A 25,566-nucleotide genomic window follows, 5' to 3' on the forward strand; every position below is an offset into this window, starting at 1 on the left:
TCAAGATTAATGTGGCTTAACTTTGCTGGGGTTTAAGCTCTTTGCGCAGCGCTTTAGCTGCTGACACTAAGTTGGTCAGTGCTGCCTCCACTTCATTCCAATTGCGCGTTTTTAAACCACAATCAGGGTTAACCCATAATCTCTCTGCTGGAATTTTTTCCGCCGCTTTACGCAACAAACCTTCAATCCACTCTTGAGAGGGAATGTTTGGCGAGTGAATATCGTACACACCTGGGCCAATTTCATTCGGGTAGTTAAACTCTTCAAACGCTTTGAGCAGTTCCATATTCGAGCGAGAAGTTTCAATCGTAATCACATCGGCATCCAGTGCCGCTACTGAGTCAATGATTTCATTAAATTCGCTGTAACACATGTGAGTGTGGATCTGCGTTTCGGGTTTCGCACTCGCCGCCGCAATTTTAAATGCCTCAACCGCCCACGCCAGATATGCTTGATGGTCACGCTTCTTCAATGGCAACCCTTCACGAATCGCAGGTTCATCAATTTGGATGATGTTAATGCCCGCTTGCTGCAGGTCTGCCACTTCATCACGCAAAGCAAAAGCCAACTGCTGTGTGATGGTTTGACGAGAAATATCTTCACGAGGAAACGTCCAGCATAAAATCGTTACAGGCCCAGTCAACATTCCTTTCATTTGCTTCGCAGTCAATGATTGAGCATAAGTAGACCACTCCACCGTAATCGGTTTTTCACGTTCTATATCGGCCACCACGATAGCCGGTTTTACGCAGCGCGAGCCGTAGCTTTGCACCCAGCCAAATTGCGTAGTCTGGAAACCAGCTAAGTTTTCGGCAAAGTACTCCACCATGTCGTTACGCTCAGCTTCACCGTGCACTAACACATCGAGATCAAGTGCCTCTTGACGTTTTACTGCATCGGCAATGTGCCCTTTCAATGCATTGATATAATCAGCGTGTGCTAGTTTACCTTGACGGTAAGCACTGCGCTGATGGCGGATCTCACTCGTTTGAGGGAATGAGCCTATGGTTGTCGTTGGCAAAAATGGCAACCCTAACAATTCAGCTTGGTGATGAGCGCGCTCTGAATAAGGTGCACTGCGCTCAGAGAGTGCCGCCGTTATGCTGTTGACTCTCGCCTGTACATGCGGTTTATTAACGTGAGTTGCCGTTTTACGTGCAAGTATCGGTTGGCTATAAGTTTCACAGGCCAGAATCGCCGCGTCATCACCGTCCAGTGCCTTACCAAGTAAAGCAACTTCTGTCACTTTTTGCTTGGCAAATGCAAACCAGCTTTGTACTTCATCACTGAGCTGCTGCTCAAGATCTAAATCGACCGGGCTATGTAAGAGTGAACACGAGCTCGCAATCCACAGACGATCCCCCAGTTGCTGCTTCACTGGCTGTAAACGAGCCAATAACGTCGCAAGATCGGCGCGCCACACATTGCGACCATTGACCACACCTGCCGAAAGTACCCAATTTTTTGGCAATTTCTCTAGTACCGCGTTCAATTGATCGGCAGAAGCGGAGAGATCGATGTGCAATCCATTTACTGGTAGCTCAATGATTTTATCGAGCGTATCAAGCACCGAATCAAAATAAGTAGTCAGTAACAGTTTTACATCACCAGCGATCACTTGATAAGCCAACTTAAATGCATCTTGCCACTTTGTTTCTAGCTCTAACGCTAAAATAGGTTCATCGATTTGTACCCATTCCACTCCTTGTTTAGCAAGCTTAGCTAAAATTGCTTGATAAGCGGTCAATAAACGAGGCAGTAAGGTCAGGCGATCAAATCCCTCTTCGACCTCTTTACCCAAGTAGAGGTAGCTCAGCGGGCCAAGCAGTACAGGCTTAACTTGGTGGCCTGCTTTCGACGCTTCATTGACTTCCTCAAACAGTTGAGGCCAGCTGACTTCGAACGTATCGTCTTGGCTGAACTCCGGCACAAGGTAGTGATAATTGGTATTAAACCATTTAGTCATATCAGATGCTGCACTTCCCCTACAGCCGCAACCCGCTTGTGATTGACCACGTCCAACGCGAAAGAGTGTATCTAAATCAGGAAAGCCGTTTTTATGACGTTTAGGAACGTGTCCAAGGAGCAATGTGGTTGTGAGTACGTGATCATACCAAGCGAAATCGCCTACGGTTGAAAAACTCAGACCCGCTTGTTGCTGCTCAGCCCAGTTTTTCTGACGAATGTCATGCCCTACTTGCAGTAACTGCGCTTGATCGCTTTCGCCACGCCAATATTTTTCTAACGCAAATTTCAGTTCGCGTTTTTCACCAATGCGTGGATAACCTAAGATGTGAGTCGTCGTTGCCATGTCCCTAGTCCTTTTGCTGTTGATCGTGTCTGATTCTTTATCGCATGAGATAAAGATGTCTGGATGGCTAGACTATCCATCTAAACTGACCCACAGACAAGGTGCAATTATTCAACTTGTTTATTAAAAAAATTCATGTTGATTGCAGAGAGCTTTAATTGACATCAAGATAAATAGACGTCTAGATGTTTACAGCTCCATATTAAAAGCGTAACTTAGCTCAGAACAGCAGAATGGTCACCGTGTTGATGCGACCCACGATACTGGTATCAACCACCGTTCTCTCAAAGGAATGAAGGAAAATAATAGCAATGATTGAACTTAAGCATCTGAAGACTTTAGTTTCTTTAAGGGACAGCGGCTCACTCACCTCAACAGCTACCGCGCTCCATTTGACGCAATCGGCCCTTTCACATCAGATTAAAGATCTCGAAACACGCATTGGCGGGCCACTGTTTCTACGTAAAACTCGCCCAGTGAAATTTACCTCAGAAGGAGAGATCCTACTGAAACTGGCTGACGAGATCCTGCCAAAGCTGGCCAGAGCTGAAAATGATTTAGCCAGTTTGAAAGAAGACGTCAATGGGCGCTTACACATGGCGATTGAATGTCACTCTTGCTTTCAATGGTTGATGCCAGCGCTGCGCGAATACCAGCTTGCTTGGCCAAGTGTGACGTTAGATTTTTCGTCCGGCTTTGGCTTTGAACCTTTACCCGCATTGCTGGCCGGCGAACTTGATTTGGTCATCACTTCCGATATTTTGCCTCGCTCAGAGGTACATTACGAACCACTCTTTGATTTTGAAATGCGCCTTATCACCTCTACAACTCACCCACTTGCGGGAAAATCGATGATTGAACCAGAGGATCTCGCCTCACAAACGATGCTCACTTACCCCGTACAAAAGCAGCGTTTGGATGTGGTGAAACACTTTCTACAACCTGCTAGTGTTGAACCCGCGAAGTGGAAACAAGCCGACAACACTTTGATGCTAGTACAAATGGTCTCTGCTGGATTAGGTGTGGCAGCACTGCCAAATTGGGCCATCAGCGAGTTCTCTAGGCAGGGGCTTATTACCAGCAAGCCACTAGGGAAAGGTTTATGGCGTCGACTATTTGCCGCAACACGCCACAGAGAAAAAGATCGCCACTATTTACAAGCTTTTTTTGCCACCGCGCGCCAACAATGCAAAAGCCACCTTGACGGGATCAAGATGGCTTAAACTATTCGTCGTGTCGACATGGCTATTTGAATGACAGTGTGGTTGGTTAACTGTCACTGCACGCTGCTTAGCACTAGCGTTGGTTCGCTTTAAATTGGTTGGTCAGTGGGTCGTATTGGTAACCTAAAACATCCAGCTTACCGACTACATTTTCTCTATCCATTTCATACATACTGGCAAGCTCTTCGAAGCTGTCACACTCTAAGCGTAGCTTCTCATTGACGATGCCAAGTAATATATTGCTATCAAAACGGCTGACGTTACTCAAATCCATGGCTCACTCCTATAGCAAAGAGACCACTAAAGACTAGCGGTAAAATTCGCACTAAAGAGTGACCCAGGTCTAGAGATTAAACAAACCTTGAAAACAAATACTGGCTGCCAGCATCAATAACAAGGCTGCCGTTAATTGAATTTTCTCAGCGCTTTTGGCAAACAAGATATACCAGCACCACACGATAATACCTGCAATCATGAAACCGAATGTCGTTAGTAACGGCAATGTTGCTTGAGCCAACGTTTCGTCATCTAACCCGTACGCGTGCGGCACAACGCATAAAGCGATCCCCATCGAGCAGAGAATGCCCACAACGGGTAGAACTCGATGGAAAGCTTGTAAACGCGAGCGCGCTATCGTTAGTAGAAGGTGCGAGAAACTCGCGCCCAACAAACCAACCAACAGCAACATGGCGATAGAAGCTGACCAATGACCCTGCTCTGATATCTGAATCGCGACATAAGCCAAGGCAAGGCCATTCGCCAAATACAGTGCCCATAACGGGCCTTCATCTCGAGTTTTCTTGGTTTGAACTTGTGAATAGAAATAGAAGATGGAAAAGACGACCAAAAAGGCTTCAATTTTTAGTGAAGCCACTGCCAACCAAAGCACACCAATGGCTGGCAAGACGCGATGAATACGGCCACGTTGTCCAGGACAAATATCCCCTTTGACCAGCACTAACGTCAGTAAGATTTGCGCACCGAGCAGCATGGGTGAAAAAACAGAAAGTAAGGTTTGAATCATAATCTAAACATCATCTGGAAACATCTGGGCGCGATAATAGCAAAGAGTAAGCGCGGATGCCCAGAGAAGGTTACTGACTTTCGGCCAAATACCTCAGCACGTCCGCTTGAGTCAATAAGCCTTTGTAACGAGTGTTATCGACCAGTACCCATGGAAACGCATGCCCTTTTTCGATCAAATTCACCACTTGATTCAGCTCGGTGTACGCGTCAAGCTGAGTGAAATGAAATTTCATGATCTGATTCACGGGCTTACGCCATACGGCCGCTTCACGCGTGGTTTCAAGATCGGTCCCCATGTTCGGCGTCAGATATAAATTGAGTGAGGCCACATCGACGATGCCAACACACTCTCCTTGATTGACGACTGGCAGCACATCAACTTTAGTCGCTTTAATATACTGATAAGCAAGAGAGATTGGCTCACTGGGATCCAAATGTGGTTTCCCCTCTTTGAACAGATTGAGCAAACAGTTGGGCTTTCGCTCTTGTTCCACTTTAGCGCCTGAATACGCAAAACGGTTACGATACTCCTTGGCCCGAACCAGTTCCTTAAGCGGTAGTGGTTTTGAAAAAATATAGCCTTGTATGTAGTCAATACCCAATGATTTAAGCACCCAAACCTCATGCTCTGTTTCCACCCCTTCAGCAACCACTTTCACGCCGAGTGTGTGCGACAGCTCAGTGATCATTTTAACAATGCTGTACTTATTGCTGTTGACCTGAATGTCTGTGACAAACTCGCGATCTATTTTTAAATAATCAAAATTGCAATCACTGAGGTAGGTAAAAGAGGAATAACCCGTACCAAAATCATCAATCGCAACCGTTACGCCACGCGATCGAAGAGCATTGAGGGCATCAACCTGATGAGATTGACTATCAAAATAGGCGCTTTCGGTTAGCTCAATGGTGACTGATTGAGGCGTATCCGTGTAGCGATCAATGATCTCCATGGTATTGGTTAAAATCTGCGTCGCATCCATTTTGGTATTGAAAGAGCGGTTGATTGTTACCCCAACACCTTGGCCAAACAAGGTTTTTATCTTTGGTAAATCTTGCAAAGACAAGATACTGACACAACGATCAAGCTCGGCAATCAAATCCAGATCTTCCGCGATACCAATCATTTCTTGCGTGGTAAAAGGTAAATCGGGCACAGGCTTAAAACGGCATAACGCTTCGAATTTCGCAATGTTCCATGTTTTAGTATCGACAATCGGTTGGTAGTGTATCTCCAAGTCTTTCTGCGCAATCGCTTTAGCGACTCTGTCTTCCAAGTTTTTTCTACGTTTCACTTGTTGATGTATTTCACTGTGATAGAAACTGATGTTACGCGCTTCCCCTGCATGTTGTTCAAGCATTGCTTGCATCGCATGCGTCACCATTCGAGCTGGCGTTTTTGCATCGAACCCTAAAACAGACACACCAATTCGGCCATTAATAATCGCGGTATGTGAGCTGGATTCGTTCTTTAACTCTTTCATAAAGCGGCGGATCGCATGCTGGATGAGACGAAAATCTGTGTTTTTTTGGCACTCTAAACAGCTCAAACTCACTAAATAAATATCTTTTCCCACATAGCCCACCAACTTAGCTTCTTTACAGCGCGCCAAAAAACTGGAAAGCATTAAAGTTTCTACATGGTGTCGATCTGATTCAAACGCAGGTTGAAAAGCCAAAACAATTTGTGTTTGGCCTTTGGGGTACTCCATGCAATATGTTTCGAGCAAGGCTTTAAACTTTTGTTCGGTAGGCAGTTGCGTCAAAAGATCGATATCCCCAAGTGCCGTATCGGCTACGCGGTGAAGATTATCGGCTAAATCAAGCGTCATCCCTACAAAGAACACTCGGCCATCTTGCAGTACTATTTTTTGAATAGTTAATTCTTGTGGTGCAACCAGCCCAGATGCCCGACGATTGAGAATGACACCGCTCCAATGATCTTTGGTGTTGATGTCATGCCACATCGATTGGTAAAACTCTTTGGAATGCTTGCCTGCATTAAATACGTTGGCTTTTAACCCAAGTAGCTCGTTTTGTTTGAAACCTGAATGCTGCTCAAAATAGTGGTTACAAGCCAAAACCTGCGTTTGATCGTCGGTTAGGATCAAACCATGATGTGTATTATCAAACACTCCTTCAAAAAGCTTGGCCACCTCTTGCAATGATTCCAGTTTGAGCAGCGGTCGAATCGTACCTTGCAACTGCGTGAGAGAAGTACGCTCGATAAAAATCTCCACATAAGTTAACGCCTGATCCGAAATAACAAGGTTGCAATTTAAGGCATGGCTTTTGCCACTTTCAATCACATACTTGAAGCAGCGCTTCATCTCTGCAGCTTTGCTCGGCGTCATATAACGCAATAATTCTTGAATATTGGCTATCGAAACACGGGAATGAAGTAACGCATTCGCCGCTTTCAGATCACAAATAAATTCGGAAGTCGTTAGGTTAAACGACCAATCAATCGCATCATATCGAGCCACTGGCGGTTCTCGAAGGTCTGCCTTTTCTCGTAGCTCTTGAGACTTCACCTGTGCCATATAGACTCCAACTCATTCAAATGATTTACCATTAATGGCCACAGCATAGAGCAAAACTTAATCACAAGCCGTGAGTTAGCACTAATGATGTAAATTCAGTTGCTTATTTATTATTTTAGGCCAGACAAGCCATATAAAAAACGCCGAACATCAATACACCTCAAAAGGAGTAGCCTAGAATTGTCATCATCGAAATAAAATTACGAACACAAATTAGCCGACCTGTTCATTAAATAAGCTAACAAAATACATTAACTTGCCTTATCTGATTAATATATCTTGTCGATATGATAATTATTACTGATTGACGAGATTCATCAGCCTCTATATGGTACCGTTCCCACACCTAAGAGGTGCTGGAAAAACTAATCCGAGGTACTCATGAACAAACCCCTTTTTTCAGTCGCGCTAGGAGCGCTTCTGTTTACATCTTTTCAGTTCAGTGCTTCTGGAACGGAATCCGGAATATCAACTAGAATCATCAATGGAACTCCTGCTGACGCGGGTAGCTTTCCCTTTATGGTTGCCTTACACTATTCAACTCTTAAAAGCTCTTTTTGTGGTGGCAGCTACTTGGGTGATAAGTATGTACTTACCGCCGCTCACTGCGTAGCAGGAAAAAACCCGCTCAATGCAGAGGATATTGAAGTGACGGTTGGAGCGTATGACTTACGCACTAATTCTGGTCGCCGGGTGAAAGTCAAGCAAATCTATTATCATGAGGCTTATGATGATGAAACTCATGCTGGCTATACCGAAAAATTCAACGATATCGCTATTCTTGAATTGGAACGTGCATTACCAATCCAAGCAATCAAAAGACCTAATACTGGTGATTTTGATAGTATAGCCGTTGGCTCGATTCTGGAAATTATTGGCTTTGGTACAACGAAATACAGCCAATGGTTGAATAAATCGAGCAATCCTTCTTCACTATTGCGTAAAGCAGAGGTGTCGTTAATGGATACAGCAGCATGCAAAGCTTTAGGTGGCAGCGACTACCCTCGTATAGGAAATGACGCTTTTTGTACGAGCAGTTTTCCACAAGATGCCTGTCAAGGTGACAGCGGCGGCCCTATCTTTGTTAAAGAGGGTGATGACTTTATTCAATATGGTGTTATCAGTTGGGGACGTGGCTGCGGATTAGCAGGTGCTGCTAGCGTTTATAGCAAGGTCGACTATTTCAATGATTGGCTGGATCAAAGAACGTCAGGTGTTTCTTTTCGTCAATCTCAATACCAAAGCGAGATTAAGTACGGCACTTACACCCATCGCTTTCATTTTGTAAACGGCTCTGATGAGATTATTACCGCAAACAACGTCACACTGTCTCCAGCTTCTGCAAATATCACAGCCGAAAACTGTTCACAAGGCTTGGCTCCGAGTAGCCAATGTTATGTTGATGTTTCTTATACCATTGATTCAATGACACCTGCTGATGTGCGCTTAGAGATTGACACTAAAAGCCCACTAAATTTAGGAAGCGTCACCTCGTCACTAAAGCTCAATACGGTTCTACAACCTGCTTCAAAATCACTAGAGGGGTTAATTACCGTACCCAATAGCAGTCTTAGTGTGAATGTAAACCCTTGGCTAGAAGAAGATGGTTGGCTACGTTCTGCCATTATGAACGATAAAGCGAGATCGGTTTTGTTTCTTGAAAACGTCCCTAAAGGAAAAGTAAGTTTTGATTTCCAAGTCTCCTCTACTTTTATTTATGATTCCTTAATTGTGAAAGTGAACGGTAGCACTTACATAATCGAAGATGGTGAACGTAGTGGCAGCAGAACGCTATATTTGGATGATGAAGTCAACGATATCCGCTTTGAATACGTAAAGACATCAAGCACACCAACCGGCAGTGATGCGGCTTACATCAAAAATTTGAAATATGAAAAGCCTTACTCCTTTACCTTACCCCCACTTTCAGGAGGTTCAGGCGGCGGTAGTACTGGTGGAATGACTTTATTGTCAATGCTGGCCGCCTTATTGATTCGACGTCGTTACTTGAGCCACTAACTCTCGTCTAAAGGTCAACCCGTTTTATTACTGGTTGACCTTTTTACTATTGGTGCATCCTTTTTATCACATATCACTTAGTATCTCTCCGACACACTTACCACTCACTTTATTAATAATTTTCTTTATAAATAGAACGCAAAGCCAATGTTCCGCTAGATACTACCAGTGCAAGTCGTTATAATGCGCGGCTCATTAATCAGAGGTCAAAATATGCACAGCAACGTCACTCCTATTCATCAATATAAAAAATACTGGGCAGAGTGCTTTGGAACCGCACCTTTCCTGCCAACCAGTAAAAAGGAGATGGATGCCCTAGGATGGGACAGCTGTGACATCGTGATCGTCACGGGTGACGCTTATGTGGATCACCCCAGTTTTGGTATGGCGATCATTGGCCGTTTACTCGAAGCGCAAGGCTTTCGCGTTGGGATCATTGCCCAGCCGCAATGGCAAAATAAAGACGCTTTCATGGCGCTGGGAAAACCCAACCTGTTTTTTGGCATCACGGCCGGCAACATGGATTCGATGATCAACCGCTACACCTCTGACAAAAAATTACGTCATGATGATGCGTACACACCCAATAATGAAGGTGGCAAACGTCCAGATCGCGCCACGCTTGTCTATTCACAGCGTTGTCGTGAGGCTTATAAAGATGTGCCACTGGTGCTCGGTGGTATCGAAGCCAGCTTACGTCGCGTTGCCCATTATGATTATTGGTCAGACAAAGTGCGTCGTTCTGTGCTGTTTGATGCCAAAGCCGACATACTGCTGTTTGGTAACGCAGAGCGCGCATTGGTTGAAGTAGCGCACCGCTTGGCCAATGGCGATAATATCGCTGATATGACCAATATTCGCGGCACAGCAGTGAACCTGGCCGCTGAGCCTGAACATTACACCATCATTGACTCATCACGCATTGAGAAACCAGGTAAAGCGTTTGTTCCGGTGAACCCTTACGCGGTGGAAACGCAGTGTGAAACTAATCAAGAAAAAGAAGCCGAAGCAAAGCCAATCACCATTCGTCCTTCTCGCCATGATGCCGCTACAACAGCGGTTCGTTTGCCTGCTTTTGAAAAGCTCAATAATGACCGGATTTTATACGCGCATGCAAGCCGTGTACTGCATTTAGAAACCAACCCCTACTCTGGCCGGGCGCTGATCCAGCGCCATGGCGACCGTGAGTTGTGGGTCAACCAAGCCCCGATCCCACTCACCACAGAAGAGATGGATTACGTGTTTGGCCTGAGCTACGCACGCGTGCCTCACCCTATGTATGGTAAAAGTAAAATTCCTGCTTATGACATGATCAAAACCTCGGTTAATATCATGCGTGGCTGCTTTGGTGGTTGTTCATTCTGCTCGATTACCGAACATGAAGGGCGCATTATCCAAAACCGTTCAAAAGAGTCGATTTTGAATGAGATGGAAGAGATCCGCGATAAAGTTCCCGGCTTTACTGGAACCATTTCGGATTTGGGTGGGCCAACGGCGAACATGTACCGTTTAGGTTGTAGTGATCCTAAAGCTGAGATGAACTGCCGCCGCCCATCGTGTGTTTTCCCCGGAATTTGCCATAAGCTCAATACCGACCACAAACATACGATTGATCTCTATCGTGAAGCGCGCAAAGTCAAAGGCATTAAAAAAGTGATGATCGCCTCTGGTGTGCGTTATGACTTGGCGATTGAATCTCCTGAATATGTGCGTGAATTGGTCACGCATCACGTAGGAGGCTATCTCAAGATCGCCCCAGAACATACCGAGAAGAATCCGCTCGATCTGATGATGAAACCGGGTATGGGCACCTATAATCGCTTCAAAGAGATGTTTGAGAAGTACAGCGCTGAAGCAGGTAAGAAACAGTACCTCATCCCGTACTTTATTTCCGCGCATCCCGGTACGGAAGATGAAGATATGCTCAATTTGGCACTGTGGCTAAAATCAAACAATTTTGAGTGTGATCAGGTGCAGAACTTCTATCCATCGCCAATGTGTAATGCAACCGCGATGTATTACTCAGAGACTAACCCGCTCAAACGTGTGAAATACAAAAAACGTGAAGAAGTGACTGTCGCGAAGGGGGAGCGTCAACGCAGGCTGCACAAAGCGCTGTTACGCTATCATGACCCATTAAACTGGCCGATTATCCGTGAAGCCTTGATCAACATGGGTAAAAAGCATTTGATTGGTGATAAACCTAACTGCTTAGTGCCTGCGAATGATGTCGATGCACTCACGCCTGCGCAGCGTCGTAAATCTGGCCGTCACGGAGCGAACCGTTTTGCGACCAAACACACCAAAACTCAGCCGGGTTTTGATGCTCTTAACCCGCGTAAAGAGAACGCTACTTCACCAAGCAAATCGCCAAACAAACCACGCGCTAACAGCGCGACAGACAACGGTAAGAAAAACCAAGGCGTCGCATCTAAACCTGCGCACTCTCGCCCGACAAGTAAAGGCAAACCGTTTGCTCAAGCCTCTAAGCCAAGAGCGCCACGCGCAGAACAGAGATAATTCCAAAGCCATATGATCAGCACAATAAGGCTCCTTACGGAGCCTTATTGTTTTTCAAAGAGCAGCGTTAGTTTACCGACCTCGATACCAAATTTTTTAATTTTAGTCAGGTTAAACACCCGCTTTTCATCTTGCCGATAAAGCCAGTCGTCAAAGGTAACGGTTAGCGTAGAATCACCATAAGGTAAGGAAAAATCATATTGCCAACGCAAAGCGTTACCCACTTCTTCCCCTTGGGCTTGGCCTAATACATCATCCGCTTGACCGATATATTTTCCATCAGAAAAACGTTCAATCACCCATACTCTTTGGCTTTTTTCACCATCATCAAAATTGAAGTCTTCAACCAAAGTGAGTTTATTCCCCTCAACTGTTCCGTCGATGGCAACCTCGAAACGACGCGTTTGCATCCCCGTATAATCTTGCACCATCCCCCATGCGAACGTTCGACCAGAGAAGTACTCAAATAGATCAAACTTAGGTTGCGTGGATTGGTATTGAGTGAGATCAGCGCTGCACCCCACTAACCAAAGTAGAAGTAACAGATAACTGCGTCTGGCTATCGCTTTCATGGTTGCATTCCTATCAATTGCTTGCGTAAGTGTGGGTATTGCGTCTGTGGCGACAACCATATCGCGAGAAAGGCGTCATTTAACGCTTCGTCGGCTACTGTACCAACCTGGGCTTGAACACCATTCTTAGGATGAAAAATAAAAGCGCCCTGCTGCCCATCGGAGGTGTAAATCAAGCGATCGCCCTCAGTAACGCTGGGGAAAATGGACGATAGGTGCACCAGCCACGGTGCAATTTGTTGCTCGGTTAGTTTGAGTTTTTGCCACTGCTCTGCGGTCGATTCCACCAGCTGTTTACTACTGATGTCGCGCTGATATTCAATTTCAAGCGCCAAGGGATGGGGTGATAAATCGCTTCCTTGCTCGTACTGCCCTGATGGGGTACGCAGCTGCGAGAAATAAATATCTAGCCATAACCAGCTTAAATTCGCTTGGCCAATCACTGGCCAAGTTTGCCACTCGGTCAGTTTATCGTCTGCCACCGCCGCAAAAGCATTATTCACCAAGCTGTGAAAGGCAATCACTATCAGTAACAGGTTGAATTTTCTTAGCCTATTTCTCTTTGCTAACATCATCGCTAAATATCCTAAGTATCAATGCACCGATCATCACCCACTGCAGCCACAAGATGGCCATAGTCAAACCCAATGGCCAATCAAAATGTACAGCGCCTAAACGTTCTGCCGCCCAATAACTTAAACTACCTAACACGCCGACCACCAAACAAATGAGTTTGGATGGATAACGTTTCAGCAGCACCACTAAATGGGAGGCATACCAAGAAAAAGCACCCCACAACACCATTAACCAAATGGGAAAGTCATTAGTAGCAAAGCGTAATAATCCGAAATACTGATTAAGGGTATCGATAACAATACCCAACATGGTTAACGCAATCACCCTTTCCAAAGGATAAGAGAAGTGCCGCAAGGAAAACATAAATGCGGCTAACATCATGGCCAATGCCAACCACTGCAAACGTTCTGTCCCCAACACAGCAACAAACCAGATCGCTTGAAACCAAAGAGAGACAGCAAACAGCGTCTTCATTACATCGGTCTTTGCAAAGTCATATGTACAGTGCTGATGGATTTTGCTAAAAATCCCCCCTCGCAGTAGCAGAAATAGTAACGCCACATACGCGTGAATCGCTCATCATACCCAAGTTGTGAAACCTGATGTTTTGCAAGCTCAAAACGGTGACGCCAATGAGCAAGCGTATGCGCATAGTCAGGACCAAGATCAAACATGTTGCGAACCACTAAATCACTGTGCTGTGTCGCCGCCGTTGTCAATGCAGTAATTGAGGGTAAAAAACCGCCGGGGAAAATGTATTTCTGAATGAAATCGACATTATTGCTGTAATAATCATAACGTTGATCAGCAATGGTAATGGCTTGAATCGCCATCAAACCATTGGGTTTTAGCAGTGACTGGCACTTTTCAATATAAGAGGCGAGGTACTCTTTACCGACCGCTTCGATCATCTCTATCGAGACTAATTTATCGTACTGACCTTGTAGCAGGCGGTAATCTTGCTTGAGCAAGGTGATTTGACTCTCCAGCCCCTGCCGCTCTATCTGCTGCGCGGTGTAGTAATGCTGCTCTTCAGAAATGGTCGTCGTCGTGACCTGACAGCCGTAAGTTTTGGCCATGTAAATCGCCATCGCACCCCAACCGGTGCCAATCTCAATCACGTGGTCGCTTGCTTTGAGTTGCAACTGCTGGCACAAACGTTCCATTTTATTGATTTGCGCCTGCTCTAACGTTTCATCCGGATGCAAAAACAACGCGCTGGAATAGAGCATATTACTGTCTAAAAAGGTGTGGTAGAGATCATTGCCTAGATCGTAGTGGGCATGAATATTCTCTTTGGCTTTATCGATTGAATTTCGGTTGAGCCAATGGCTGACTTTATAAAAAAGTTTGGTCAACACACTACTGCGAGCTTCAATGCCATCTAATGCACTGACATTACGAGCCATCAGTTCCATTAGGCTGGTCAAATTCGGGCTATCCCACCAACCATCCATGTAAGCTTCACCCGCTGCAATACTACCCCCTTTTAATAAACGAGCATAAAAATGAGGATGATGTATTTCAATAGTTGCATGGGGTTGATGCTCTTTAAGTACACCAAAAGTCTCCTGACTGGACGCGCCTTCATTGGAAAAGGTTTCAATGATGGTTAAAGTGCCGACGTCTAAACGCTGTAGACAGCGAAAAATGAAGCTTCTTGCACTCTTTTGCAACCCTGTCAGTTGCTTGGGCAACGCGAGAGTTTGTGAATTAAGCATTGAGCGTTCTCCTTGTTATTGTTATTTAGACACTGTCTCTGTGTAGATCTTGCGTATTTATGAATGTGGATTGGAGTAGAAAGGTGCTCCTTTAAGCCACAGCTTTAAAGCATGCCAGTAAATACCTATTGTCACTTTTACGGCCATTACGGGTGTTTTGATCAATAACTTGAGTAAATTTTTTGAATTAAATGGTTGTGCCTTCATCGATAAAGTCGCATCGAAAACTTTACCTTCTTTATGGCATTCCAAATGCACACTCAATGACGAACCAAGCGGCTTCAACTTCCAATGATATTGCTGATCAATAGGATTGAAGGGAGAAACATGAAACGCCTTTTGATGACGCCACTGTTGCTGCTCTTCTCCCGCTTGTGCTTTCACCGCGTAGTAGTGCCGTTGATTCCAAGGTGTATTACTCACTTCGGCCAACAAGTATTGCCATTCACCTTGTTGATCATAAAGATAGTAGAAATTAACCGGGCTGAAATAGATTCCTAAATAACGAAGGTGACATACTGCCATCACCTTTCCGGAACAGCGGTCGCCCGTCAGCTCATGAACTTTATCTTGTATGCACTGTTTTAAATCCCCTTCACCAAGATAATCGGCTCGCTGAAAACGCGCCCAGTGCCACCATTTTTCGCCAAACCCCCAAACTGAATCACTCAGCTGCTCCAGTTCATCGAGATCAATACACGGCATAAACAATGGATAATTGAGCGCATGTTCAATCGGTGTAAAGCGTCGATGACGTACCATGCCAACCATCAAACAACTGTTGGGCTCAGTCTCCATCACGCCGCGCCTTTTAACTGCTGCGCTTGCGCTTCAAGTTGTGTCACCACATCCAGCGCACTGGTCACGCCATCTTCATGAAAACCATTGCGCCAATAAGCGCCACAGTACCAAGTGTTATTCACACCGTTAACTTCAGGCTTGCGTTGCTGAGCCGCGATAGATTGCGTGGTGAATACCGGGTGGTGATAAGTAAACTGTCGTAAAACTTTCTCATCAGAAATGCGGTCACCGCTGTTGAGCGATACACAAAAAGTATGAGCGCCTTTAATATGCTGCAAGATATTCATATTGTAGGTCAGCGCTGGTAAACGCGACTCTTGATCTGGACTGCCATCAAGCCAATAGTTCCAAGCTGCCCAAGCGGCTTTTCGCTTAGGCAGCAGTGATGTGTCGGTATGTAGAGTGACTTCATTAGCTTGATAGTGCATTACACCGAGCACTTCTTGCTCAGCCTCTGTCGGTTGCTCTAACATACCTAATGCCTGATCGCTGTGACATGCAAAAATCACATGATCAAAGTGGTGTGATTGCCCATTAACAATGAGCTCGACACCTGCCGAGCCGCGTTTGACTTGTGTAACTGGGCTATCAAGATGAATCTTATCTTTAAAACCTTGCGTCAAGGGTTCGATGTACGCGCGCGATCCGCCTTCAACCACATACCATTGTGGTCGGTTAGTGATCTCTAGCAGGCCATGGTTGAGGAAGAAACGCAAAAAGAAACTTAACGGAAAAACCCGCATATCAGCCAAGGAAGATGACCAAATTGCCGCTCCCATCGGTAAAATATAATTTTCACAAAAATAGTCAGAAAATTGGTGCTCAAATAAGAAATCACCTAAGGTTTGCATTGATTGATGCGCTTGTTCTGCTTGCTGTTTCGCTAACCGATTGAAGCGAATGATTTCAAAAATAAAGCGATAAAAGACAGGGTTTAACCAGTTCCGCTTTTGTGCAAACAACGTAGTTGCGGTATGACCGTTATATTCCAGCCCATTCGCATCATTACGCACACTGAAGCTCATTTGAGTCGGAATGCCTTTTACGCCAATTTCATTCATCATTGCGATGAAATTTGGGTAGGTCCGGTCGTTGTACACGATAAAACCAGTATCAACTGCATGATTTTGACCATCGAGCTCAATATCGACGGTGGCGGTATGCCCACCAATGTAATGATTGGCTTCAAACACGGTAACATCATGATGTTTATGCAGATAATAACCGCATGTTAACCCGGAAATACCGCTACCAATAATGGCGATTTTCATACTCAATTCCTTTAATTACAAAACAGATCGTTATTTAAGTAATGCCGCAACTAATTTGCCTTGCCATGCGTAAGGTAAGCTGCCAATCAAACGTAATAGGCTCGTAAAACGGGCCGGAAAATAGAGGGTGGTTTTGCCTTTTTCCAACCCACGGCGAATCGCCTGCGATGCATACTCGGCACTGACCATCATTGGCATCGAAAAACTATTTTTATCAGTCAAAGGCGTGGCAACAAACCCAGGATAGATCATCGTCACAGCAACACCTTGCGCTCGCCAATCTTGCATGAGCGAGCGTGCTAGGTAACTAACCGCCGCTTTAGAAGCGCCATAGGCTTCTGCTCTTGGCAGCGCGATTTCACTGGCGATGGAACCAACGATCGCCACACGGTGGTTAGCAACAAAGTGATGCTGTATAGCTTCAATGCAATGAGCTAAACCCAAAACGTTTACGTCAAACACACGCTTAAACCGAAGTGAATCCATTTGACCATGATCGATGTATTCGCAATCGCCAGCGTTGAGGATCCACAGTGAAGGAGTAAAAGGCAGTTGCGATAAAGCCGATTTCGTTTGCTCAAAATCGGTAATATCAAACGAAATGCCTTGGATCTGCGGATACTCTTGATGCATTTGATTAAGCTTGGCTTGGTTACGCCCACAAGCAATAACTTGCCAACCCGTTTTTGCATAATCAACAGCTAGCTGATAACCAATACCAGAAGTGGCTCCCGTGATAAGTACACTCTTCATTGCCCTAACCTCTGTTTGATCGAACGAATAACACTTCCCAGCAGCGGAATGTGCTCATAGAGCATTTCTCCCAAGTCGAAGTAATCACGGTGATAAATAACTTGGTTGTCTTGAAACTTGAGATGGCTCATCCCTTGCACTTGTATAAGTTTTCCACGAGCTAGCCGAGGATGCTGCAAAGACATAGTCCATGTGAGAAAGCCGCCGTCACCGACTTGCTGGTGATCATGGATGGTAAAATCACAACGCTCTACGTTCTGATACAAAAGAGCAAAATAATCCGATAGCGCACGCCAACCTTCTATTCGATGAGCGGCATCCTCAAAAAGGACATTGTCGTGATAAACCTGACGTAATAAAGGCAAGTTCTCTTTGTTGAGTTGACGATAAACTTGAGCAACCGATTCGACATCCATTGTACGTTTCCATAAGTTATACAAAAACTTCACATGTACAAAATAGTACAAGTCGCTTAGTTATACAAAATATTTCTTGTATAACTTTGTATCTTTTCAATGCATACGTGGTTGCAAGGAATTAAGATCAAAAAAGAAAATAAAGACCAAAATTCCAATAGTTACGACGATCAAAAAGGCCAGCGTAATTCGCTGGCCTTCTCTTTTTAGTTAGCTTAGATTAACTATTGCGCAAAGCGGCGATGCGTTTATCAAGCGGCGGGTGACTCATCAATAATTCCGTCATTGAACGTTTACCGTTGATACCAAAAGCCATCATGGAACCTTCTAATTGAGATTCTTGCCCCATTTTTAAACGCTCTAACGCCGCAATCATCTTGTGTTTACCCACAAGCTTTGCTGCACCTGCGTCGGCGTGGAATTCGCGATGACGGCTATACCACATCGTAATAAAGCTCGCGAGGAAGCCAAATACCAATTCCAGCACCATAGAGATGCCAAAATAAACCATCATATTGCTACCGCCACCCTCTTCTGAATCACGAGACGACACGATGTTTGCGATAAAGCGCGATAAGAAAATAACGAAGGTGTTAACCACTCCTTGCATTAAAGTCATCGTAACCATATCGCCATTGGCAATGTGGCTCACTTCATGCGCCAATACCGCTTCGGCCTCGTCACGCGTCATGCTGTGCAATAGCCCCGTTGAAACAGCGACGAGAGAATCATCACGTTTAGCTCCGGTTGCAAAAGCGTTGATGTCCGGTGAATCATAAATTGCTACCGTTGGCATACCAATACCCGCTTGCTGAGCTTGACGACTTACAGTTTGCAATAACCAGTGCTCAGTTTCGTTACGTGGACTTTCAATCACCATTCCACCTACCGAGCGCAGAGCCATGCTCTTTGACATCAATAATGAAATAAATGAGCCGCCAAAACCAAACAACGCGGCCATGACGAGCAAGCCAGATAAACTGCCCGGCTGCATCCCCGTCACAGCATAAACAATATTTAATACAAGGCTAAGAACCAGAACCACCGCAAGGTTGGTTGCTAGAAATAACATGACTCGCTTCATTACTTATCTCCGAATGAAAATCTTATTATGAGTGTAGGCTGCAAGCGACGCTAGCATGAACCTACACAATTTTTCATATACATATAGTCTAAGATTTGAAAAACAAGGTTAAGCGATAAATTGAAACATTTAATGTCTGACGCCGAGTTTTCTAAAATCTGTTATTGAATAGCAAGATGGTTAACCTACCCTTACAGCACGTGATGAGCAACTGAACGCATAAGACTTTGGTCGTATTGAGAGTCCCAGCTAAAGTGACTACATTGCATGGGAAACAGACATTTTCGACGGACAAAGGACAGCATCATGGCTGAAACGAGCAACTATCAAATGGCGATTGATTTACTGTGTTGCCACTTAGGTCTCTCTGAAGATGAAGCTAAACAACAATTGGGAATTGGCAGTACACCATCCGCGCAGCAGCAAATATCTGACACGCAACAAGCACTGGTGGGGCTGATGCAAGAAAAATAGCCGGTTAGCAAGGCTGGCGAGAGTTTATGCTAGCTAAATTGAAACAGCGCCGCTCATGGCATCATGGGTGGCGCTGTTTTGTTTGTGTTGCCTACAATGACCGTGATTAATCTCGCGGCGGCGCTGGCGATAGTACTTCGCGATTACCATTATGACCGGGAGCGCTCACAATACCTTGTGCTTCCAACTGCTCTACAATTCTTGCAGCACGGTTGTAACCGATTTTAAATCGGCGTTGCACTCCTGAAACTGAACCTCGACGCGTTTCCACTACATGTTCAACCACTTGATCAAATAGCGGATCCACTTCTTCATCACTTTCCATCTTCTCACCGGGTAGCAAGGCTTCTGGTCCTTGGTCACCATAAGTGATCTCTTCTATGTAGTTCGGCTTACCGCGTGCTTTCCAGTTGTTTACCACCGCATGCACATCTTCATCCGAGGCAAACGCACCGTGAACCCGGATCGTGTGGCTAGAACCCGGTGGTAGATAGAGCATATCGCCCATACCGAGCAGTGATTCTGCACCACTTTGGTCCAAAATAGTTCTTGAGTCAGTTTTAGTCGAAACGGTAAACGCAACGCGGGTCGGAATATTCGCTTTGATTAAACCGGTGATCACATCAACCGATGGGCGCTGAGTGGCCAAAATAAGGTGAATACCCGCAGCACGAGCCTTTTGTGCCAAACGTGCGATCAACTCTTCTACTTTTTTACCCACCACCATCATCAGATCAGCAAATTCATCAACAACCACGACAATGTAAGGCAGTTTTTCCAGCAGTGGCGGTTCACTCTCCATACTGTCCCCTTCTCTCCACAAAGGATCGTGGATGGGGTGGCCAGCAGCAGCAGCCATTTTTAGCTTATCATTGAAGCCTTTGATGTTACGCACACCAAGCACAGACATTAATTTATAACGACGTTCCATTTCACCCACACACCAACGTAAAGCATTTGATGCGTCTTTCATGTCAGTCACGACTTCAGCTAACAGGTGAGGAATACCCTCGTAGATCGATAACTCTAACATTTTCGGGTCAATCATAATAAAGCGAACGTCTTCTGGGCTCGCTTTATAAAGCATGCTGAGGATCATCACGTTGACCCCAACCGACTTACCTGAGCCTGTTGTACCAGCCACCAACACGTGCGGCATTTTGGCTAAATCCGCGACCAATGCTTCGCCTGCAATGTCTTGCCCTAAAACGATGGTCGTGGGCGATTTCGCTTCTTGGAATTGACGGCTTTTTATAACATCTGACAAATAGACGGTTTGACGACTCATGTTTGGCAGTTCAAGACCAACATAAGGTTTACCGGGGATCACTTCAACCACCCTCACCGCCATTGCCGATAAGGAACGCGCCAAATCCATCGATAGGCTAGAAATACGGCTCACTTTTACGCCTGGAGCTAAATCTAATTCAAAACGAGTGATAACCGGCCCCGGAAAGATATCAACCACTTGCGCTTGGATTTTGTAATCCGCGAGTTTAGATTCAACCAAACGAGCAACCTCCTCTAATGCCTCTCGGTCAATAAAGTGTTCACGCTTTTCTGGGTGATACAGAAGCTCTAACGTCGGTAGTGGCTCCGTCGGTTTAGGCAGGTTAGTTTCTTTTTGCATTAAAAATGGATTTTGCTTGGCCGCCATATTGGCCTGAGCCGAAGACACCATGTTCTGAAAAGCCGTCACATCGCTATCTTGCTGGCCTAACGGTGGCTCGTCATCTTCTGACATCACATCAAGATCAGCAGCCAACGCTTGATCTGATTCATCTTCATCCAGCACATCCAAATTGGAAATAACCGGTTCAACACGCGACACATCAAGATCAACTTCTGTCATCGTAAGCGACGGATCGCTCACCTCTTCGTCCTCTGCCCATGCATATTGCTGAGCTTCTTGACTGGCATCGAGGTCGGCACTGGCTAATGCTTGATGCTCATTAGCTCTTTCATCTACCCAGTCTGCCGATGAAAGAGCAAGGTCATCCTCTTCCAACGCAACAGATTCTAACTCTTCAATCGTTGCACTAAGCTGCTTGCTGCGATCAAATGGCGCTTCATCTGAGTGAGTTTCACTGAATTCAGGAGAAGTGTTAGCCTGAGTTTTGGCCGCTGGCATGTGAATATTAAAACGTCTTGGCGAGTGAGTCTGTTCCAGCTCTTCTTCAACCTCTACCGCAGGCGTGTATTGCTCGGCCCCAAACGCATCGAGGGCTGATTTGACATATTCTTCATTTGGCGAACTAGACTCAACAACGGCTAAGTCTGCGGATGATGATTCAAGCGGCGACAATTCCATTGGCGACAAAACGGGCGCAATATCTTCATCTTTCTCACCACGTAATCGATTGATCAACGCAACGCCAAGAGAAATACTCATCGTGCCTAACCATTCCACGATGCTTAGCCAGGAGATACCCGTTAGCAGCGTAAAACCAGCGCCCCATAAAAAGAGCAATACTAGGGTTGAGCCTAGTAAATTAAGCGTTGGCAGCGCCAAACTGGTTAAGACATCCCCAATCACACCACCAGATGAAAAATACCAAATATCGTCAAAGTTGATATCCGCAAGACCACAACTGGTCAAAATCAAGATGGTTAAGCCGAGTAAACGCGTTCCCCACAGCACAAAATCAAGGGGTTCATTCTCTTCTCTTTTACGCAGAAAAACCCATGCTAGCACAGTAATCATGAGCGGTATTGGGTAGGCCAGCGATCCAAAAATAAAGAACAAGGTATCGGCAATCCATGCACCAATAATACCGCCTGCATTTTCAATATCGCCTCCCCACGCGGTTTGCGACCATGAAGGATCGGCGGGACTAAATGTTAATAAAGCGATGGAAAGAAGCACAGAGGCAAGCACAGCGACAATAAGCCCGCACTCTTTCAGACGTTGCGATCCATTGAGGCGTGAAGACTGAGGCTCTTCGCTGGTCTTAATAATGGTCTCAACTTTATTTTGGTTCTCTTTGAACATAAACCTAGATTCTGATTAACGCCAACACTCAAGGTTTATTGCGGCTTGATGCGTTGGTTTGGGTGAAAACAGTCCGAGCGGCAAAAGCCGCTCGGTTTGTTGTGTGATTTAACCACATCAAGGTTAAAAACCCAATTGGCGAACGTCAGAATGTGGAAAGAAGTACCACTATTCAGACAATCTGGCGTTATCGAGTTTTGATAACCAACTGGTTACTTTGCTTCACTTCTTCCATCACAACATAAGTGCGAGTGTCATTGACTCCGGGCAAACGCAATAGCGTATCACCCAACAATTTACGATACGCCCCCATGTCAGAGACTCGAGTTTTGAGAAGATAGTCAAAATCACCCGAAACAAGATGGCATTCTTGAATGTCATCCAGTTTTTGAACCGCAGTATTAAACTGTTCAAACACATCAGGTGCACCGCGATTCAATGTAATTTCCACAAATACCAACAGCGAAGCATCAAGATATTGTGGATTCAACAACGCGGTATAACCGGTAATGAAACCTTGACGCTCTAAACGACGTACACGCTCTAAACAGGGGGTTGGAGATAAACCCACTCGTTTTGATAATTCTACATTCGAAATACGACCATCTTTCTGCAATTCATTCAAAATATTGCGATCGATACGGTCTAAATCCTTGGACGGCCTTTTATAGTTGTCTGCCATTTTTTATTCCACCTTATTACTTCCTTGCAAAAATATATACTACAACTTTTTAATATTCAGTATCAAATTTTACACATTCACATCTATACTAGTCACAAATTCGAAACAACAACCCTACATATAGTTATAACAACCAAAAAAACCTAAGGAGTCAGGATGATCATTGGAGTTCCTAAAGAAATCAAAAACCACGAATATCGTGTGGGCATGATTCCCGCAAGCGTGCGCGAACTTGTCTCACACGGTCACCAAGTTTATGTTGAAACAAATGCCGGTTCCGGCATCGGCTTTTCAGACGATGATTACATCGCTGTAGGCGCATCCATTCTTCCTACTGCTTCTAACATTTTTGCGAAAGCAGAAATGATTGTTAAGGTCAAAGAACCTCAGGCTGCTGAACGAGCAATGCTCCGCGAAGGCCAAATTTTATTTACCTATTTACATCTAGCTCCAGATTTTCCACAAACTGAGGAGCTAATCAAGAGCAAAGCTGTCTGTATAGCCTACGAGACTGTAACAGATAATATGGGTCGCTTGCCACTATTAGCACCAATGTCTGAAGTCGCTGGTCGAATGTCTATTCAATCAGGTGCGCAGTGTTTAGAAAAATCACACGCGGGCTGTGGTTTGTTACTGGGTGGTGTACCCGGAGTCGCACCAGCAAAAGTGGTGGTGATTGGTGGTGGTGTAGTCGGTGCCAATGCGGCCAGAATTGCCGTCGGAATGCGTGCAGATGTGACGATTCTCGACCGAAGTGTTGATATGCTGCGTAAACTCGATGAAGAGTTCCAAGGTCACGCTAAAGTCGTGTATTCAACAAAGGATGCGATTGAAAAATACGTCCTCGAAGCCGATTTAGTAATAGGCGCAGTACTGATCCCCGGAGCAGCAGCTCCTAAACTCGTAACTAAAGATCTGATTTCTAGAATGAAACCTGGCTCTGCGGTCGTTGATGTGGCAATTGACCAAGGCGGCTGCTTTGAAACCTCACATGCTACCACTCATGATGACCCGACCTATATCGTTGATGACGTCGTTCATTACTGCGTCGCAAACATGCCAGGCGCTGTGGCTCGCACATCAACTTTCGCCTTGAATAACGCTACGTTGCCTTACATTGTTAAACTGGCCAATAAAGGTTATCAACGTGCATTATTAGAGGATAAAGGATTCCTAGAAGGTTTAAACGTGATACACGGCAAAGTCACCTGTAAAGAGGTCGCCGAGAGTTTCAACCTTGAATATCTTGAGCCATCTGAAGCTATCGCTCTGTTTAACTAACGATAACAATTTGCGGTAAAGCTCTCAATTCTTAGCCAAGTGCATCATGCGCTTGGCTTTCATTTTTTAAAAGCGTGAACCAATATATTGCGTGGCGTTACTTTCCTAGCGCAAAACTGCTCAATCTGCACCTCATAGCCTTGCTCTTGAAGATAAAGTGCCTTATCCAATACCAACCAAAGCTCAATCATGCGGCGAAATGCCTGTTGCACTAAGCCTATCCTTTCCATCTGCCAAAAACGCTGCTCGCCTTTACGTTCATAAGCAGGCCAATCCACTTCTGGTAATGCGATGCCTTTTTGTGCCGCCGCCCAATAACAAAAAGCTAAAAATCCTTCGGCTAGTTGTGATTTTTTGAGGCTCGGAATTGGGCAATATTGATGGTGCCCAAGCTCAGATCTTAGCAACAAATCAAAACCCAAACGAAACGTCATTTCTTGCAAACGATGACGGCGAACCCGCTCTCCCCCCGTAACGGTTTCTTGCAGCGGAATACGCAGCTCTTCTTTGGACAAGGCAAGAGAAGAAGTACGACCGTAGCTGGACATGGGTTGGTAGCTATCGGCTTTGATTAAATGGTAGCAACATGGTGAAAACGTAATCGCAGGCAAGCGATGAGCAACAGAATATTCGAGTAGGCGAACATGGAGATCACCACAGGCATGTAAAGCGACGGCATGCTGATTGGTATTGAAAACGCCAAACGCTTGCGGCTCAAAAGCGTCCCCTTGAATAAATTGCATCGGAAGATCATGTTCATCGGCGCAAGCTTGTCCTGCATGACAGAGCTGCGACTGATATTCAAAACTAGTGACTTTTTGTTTTGACTGCGCTGCGATAATTCGACCTAAAAAGCCTTTACCCGCGCACCACTCTAGCCATTCCGTTCCTGAATGCCTAGAGACGAGTGATTCGCTCATTAAACGAATTTGTTCTAGCTTTCTGCCAGGGATCCCCTGCTCTAAGTAAGGGCTGAGTGCTTGCTGAGTATTACGAGGGGCATCTTGAAGCCTAATCATGATATCCGCTTCTTTTAACCCCTCGATATACGGATGAAGTTGCTCAATGAGCGCTTGCGGCGATGACTTTAAGCTATCGATACTGTCCAAAGATAGCGTTTGCAACCACTGATCCAGCCTATGGTCTGAATGTTTCCAAGGTGAACTGTCTAAGCCACTATGATGAAAGGGCTCAAATCGCCAAAAACGTTGGTTTTCAATTAAAAAAGCATCGATATGTTTGAAAAGCGCGCGCATACATCGCATACATCCCCCTAGAAAGGCCAATTCTAGGAGGTGATG

At 45.3% G+C, this 25,566-nt stretch carries 21 protein-coding genes; 5 read left to right on the forward strand and 16 right to left on the reverse strand.

Annotated elements, in window-relative coordinates; all coding sequences use genetic code 11:
* Positions 1-16 precede the first annotated feature (16 nt).
* Positions 17-2,311, reverse strand: a complete 2,295-nt coding sequence (metE, locus tag AACV32_RS06065; protein WP_170894769.1) for a 5-methyltetrahydropteroyltriglutamate--homocysteine S-methyltransferase — start codon at positions 2,309-2,311, stop codon at positions 17-19.
* 311 nt (positions 2,312-2,622) lie between these two features.
* Here metE and metR point away from each other — a divergent pair, with 311 nt between their 5' ends.
* On the forward strand, positions 2,623-3,534 hold the full coding sequence (gene metR / locus AACV32_RS06070) for an HTH-type transcriptional regulator MetR (RefSeq protein ID WP_170894770.1): 912 nt from the start codon (positions 2,623-2,625) through the stop codon (positions 3,532-3,534).
* A 73-nt stretch (positions 3,535-3,607) separates the two neighbouring features.
* On the opposite strand, the gene AACV32_RS06075 is transcribed toward metR, so the two are convergent.
* The 3 genes from AACV32_RS06075 to AACV32_RS06085 all read right to left on the reverse strand — a co-directional run bounded on the left by AACV32_RS06075 (position 3,608) and on the right by AACV32_RS06085 (position 7,103).
* Positions 3,608-3,808: a DUF4250 domain-containing protein gene (locus AACV32_RS06075; protein WP_010316942.1), complete on the reverse strand. Its 201-nt coding sequence runs from the start codon at positions 3,806-3,808 to the stop codon at positions 3,608-3,610.
* Between the two features lie 69 nt (positions 3,809-3,877).
* Positions 3,878-4,558, reverse strand: coding sequence for a hypothetical protein (locus AACV32_RS06080; RefSeq protein WP_170894771.1), 681 nt, complete (start codon positions 4,556-4,558; stop codon positions 3,878-3,880).
* A gap of 70 nt (positions 4,559-4,628) precedes the next feature.
* Positions 4,629-7,103, reverse strand: coding sequence for a sensor domain-containing phosphodiesterase (locus AACV32_RS06085; RefSeq protein WP_170894772.1), 2,475 nt, complete (start codon positions 7,101-7,103; stop codon positions 4,629-4,631).
* Positions 7,104-7,484: 381 nt separating this feature from the next.
* Between AACV32_RS06085 and AACV32_RS06090 the strand changes: the two genes are divergently transcribed.
* Positions 7,485-9,122 (forward strand): S1 family peptidase, encoded by a 1,638-nt coding sequence (locus AACV32_RS06090; RefSeq protein WP_249339476.1) that lies wholly within the window; start codon positions 7,485-7,487, stop codon positions 9,120-9,122.
* A 213-nt stretch (positions 9,123-9,335) separates the two neighbouring features.
* Positions 9,336-11,642, forward strand: a complete 2,307-nt coding sequence (locus AACV32_RS06095) for a YgiQ family radical SAM protein (RefSeq protein WP_170894773.1) — start codon at positions 9,336-9,338, stop codon at positions 11,640-11,642.
* 44 nt (positions 11,643-11,686) lie between these two features.
* Here the strand turns inward: AACV32_RS06095 and AACV32_RS06100 are convergent, their stop codons facing one another.
* From AACV32_RS06100 to htpX, 9 genes are all read right to left on the reverse strand, one after another.
* Positions 11,687-12,214: a DUF3833 domain-containing protein gene (locus AACV32_RS06100; protein WP_170894774.1), complete on the reverse strand. Its 528-nt coding sequence runs from the start codon at positions 12,212-12,214 to the stop codon at positions 11,687-11,689.
* Entirely contained in the window at positions 12,211-12,789 is a 579-nt protein-coding gene (locus tag AACV32_RS06105) for a chalcone isomerase family protein (protein ID WP_170894775.1), read from the reverse strand. Before AACV32_RS06105 ends, AACV32_RS06100 begins: the two co-directional genes overlap by 4 nt.
* The gene (locus AACV32_RS06110; protein ID WP_170894776.1) at positions 12,767-13,264 is read right to left on the reverse strand and encodes a DUF2878 domain-containing protein; all 498 of its coding nucleotides are present in this window, start codon (positions 13,262-13,264) and stop codon (positions 12,767-12,769) included. The genes AACV32_RS06105 and AACV32_RS06110 overlap by 23 nt, the downstream gene beginning before the upstream one ends.
* Positions 13,264-14,511 (reverse strand): SAM-dependent methyltransferase, encoded by a 1,248-nt coding sequence (locus AACV32_RS06115; protein ID WP_170894777.1) that lies wholly within the window; start codon positions 14,509-14,511, stop codon positions 13,264-13,266. Before AACV32_RS06115 ends, AACV32_RS06110 begins: the two co-directional genes overlap by 1 nt.
* A gap of 57 nt (positions 14,512-14,568) precedes the next feature.
* Entirely contained in the window at positions 14,569-15,309 is a 741-nt protein-coding gene (locus AACV32_RS06120; protein WP_047690805.1) for a DUF1365 domain-containing protein, read from the reverse strand.
* Positions 15,309-16,583, reverse strand: a complete 1,275-nt coding sequence (locus tag AACV32_RS06125; RefSeq protein WP_040122962.1) for an NAD(P)/FAD-dependent oxidoreductase — start codon at positions 16,581-16,583, stop codon at positions 15,309-15,311. The genes AACV32_RS06120 and AACV32_RS06125 overlap by 1 nt, the downstream gene beginning before the upstream one ends.
* Positions 16,584-16,613: 30 nt before the next feature.
* Positions 16,614-17,336, reverse strand: a complete 723-nt coding sequence (locus tag AACV32_RS06130) for an SDR family NAD(P)-dependent oxidoreductase (RefSeq protein ID WP_017049914.1) — start codon at positions 17,334-17,336, stop codon at positions 16,614-16,616.
* Positions 17,333-17,752 carry a nuclear transport factor 2 family protein gene (locus tag AACV32_RS06135; RefSeq protein WP_170894778.1) on the reverse strand — a complete coding sequence of 140 codons (420 nt, stop codon included), beginning with the start codon at positions 17,750-17,752 and terminating at the stop codon, positions 17,333-17,335. The genes AACV32_RS06130 and AACV32_RS06135 overlap by 4 nt, the downstream gene beginning before the upstream one ends.
* Before the next feature lie 220 nt (positions 17,753-17,972).
* Complete coding sequence (htpX, locus tag AACV32_RS06140; RefSeq protein WP_017044602.1) at positions 17,973-18,836, reverse strand: protease HtpX; 864 nt, start codon at positions 18,834-18,836, stop codon at positions 17,973-17,975.
* 306 nt (positions 18,837-19,142) lie between these two features.
* On the opposite strand from htpX, the gene AACV32_RS06145 reads away from it, so the two are divergent.
* Positions 19,143-19,310, forward strand: coding sequence for a hypothetical protein (locus AACV32_RS06145; protein ID WP_170894779.1), 168 nt, complete (start codon positions 19,143-19,145; stop codon positions 19,308-19,310).
* A gap of 106 nt (positions 19,311-19,416) precedes the next feature.
* Here the strand turns inward: AACV32_RS06145 and AACV32_RS06150 are convergent, their stop codons facing one another.
* On the reverse strand, positions 19,417-22,302 hold the full coding sequence (locus AACV32_RS06150) for a DNA translocase FtsK (protein ID WP_017049915.1): 2,886 nt from the start codon (positions 22,300-22,302) through the stop codon (positions 19,417-19,419).
* A 187-nt stretch (positions 22,303-22,489) separates the two neighbouring features.
* Positions 22,490-22,984, reverse strand: coding sequence for a leucine-responsive transcriptional regulator Lrp (gene lrp / locus AACV32_RS06155; protein ID WP_010317439.1), 495 nt, complete (start codon positions 22,982-22,984; stop codon positions 22,490-22,492).
* A 156-nt stretch (positions 22,985-23,140) separates the two neighbouring features.
* Here lrp and ald point away from each other — a divergent pair, with 156 nt between their 5' ends.
* A complete protein-coding gene (ald, locus tag AACV32_RS06160) occupies positions 23,141-24,265 on the forward strand; it encodes an alanine dehydrogenase (RefSeq protein ID WP_013857172.1) in 1,125 nt (374 codons plus the stop codon).
* A 59-nt stretch (positions 24,266-24,324) separates the two neighbouring features.
* Here the strand turns inward: ald and AACV32_RS06165 are convergent, their stop codons facing one another.
* Positions 24,325-25,521: a methyltransferase gene (locus AACV32_RS06165; RefSeq protein WP_026028586.1), complete on the reverse strand. Its 1,197-nt coding sequence runs from the start codon at positions 25,519-25,521 to the stop codon at positions 24,325-24,327.
* Between the last annotated feature and the right edge of the window lie 45 nt (positions 25,522-25,566).

The sequence above is a fragment of the Vibrio sp. B7 genome (assembly GCF_963888765.1).
GTDB lineage: Bacteria > Pseudomonadota > Gammaproteobacteria > Enterobacterales > Vibrionaceae > Vibrio > Vibrio anguillarum.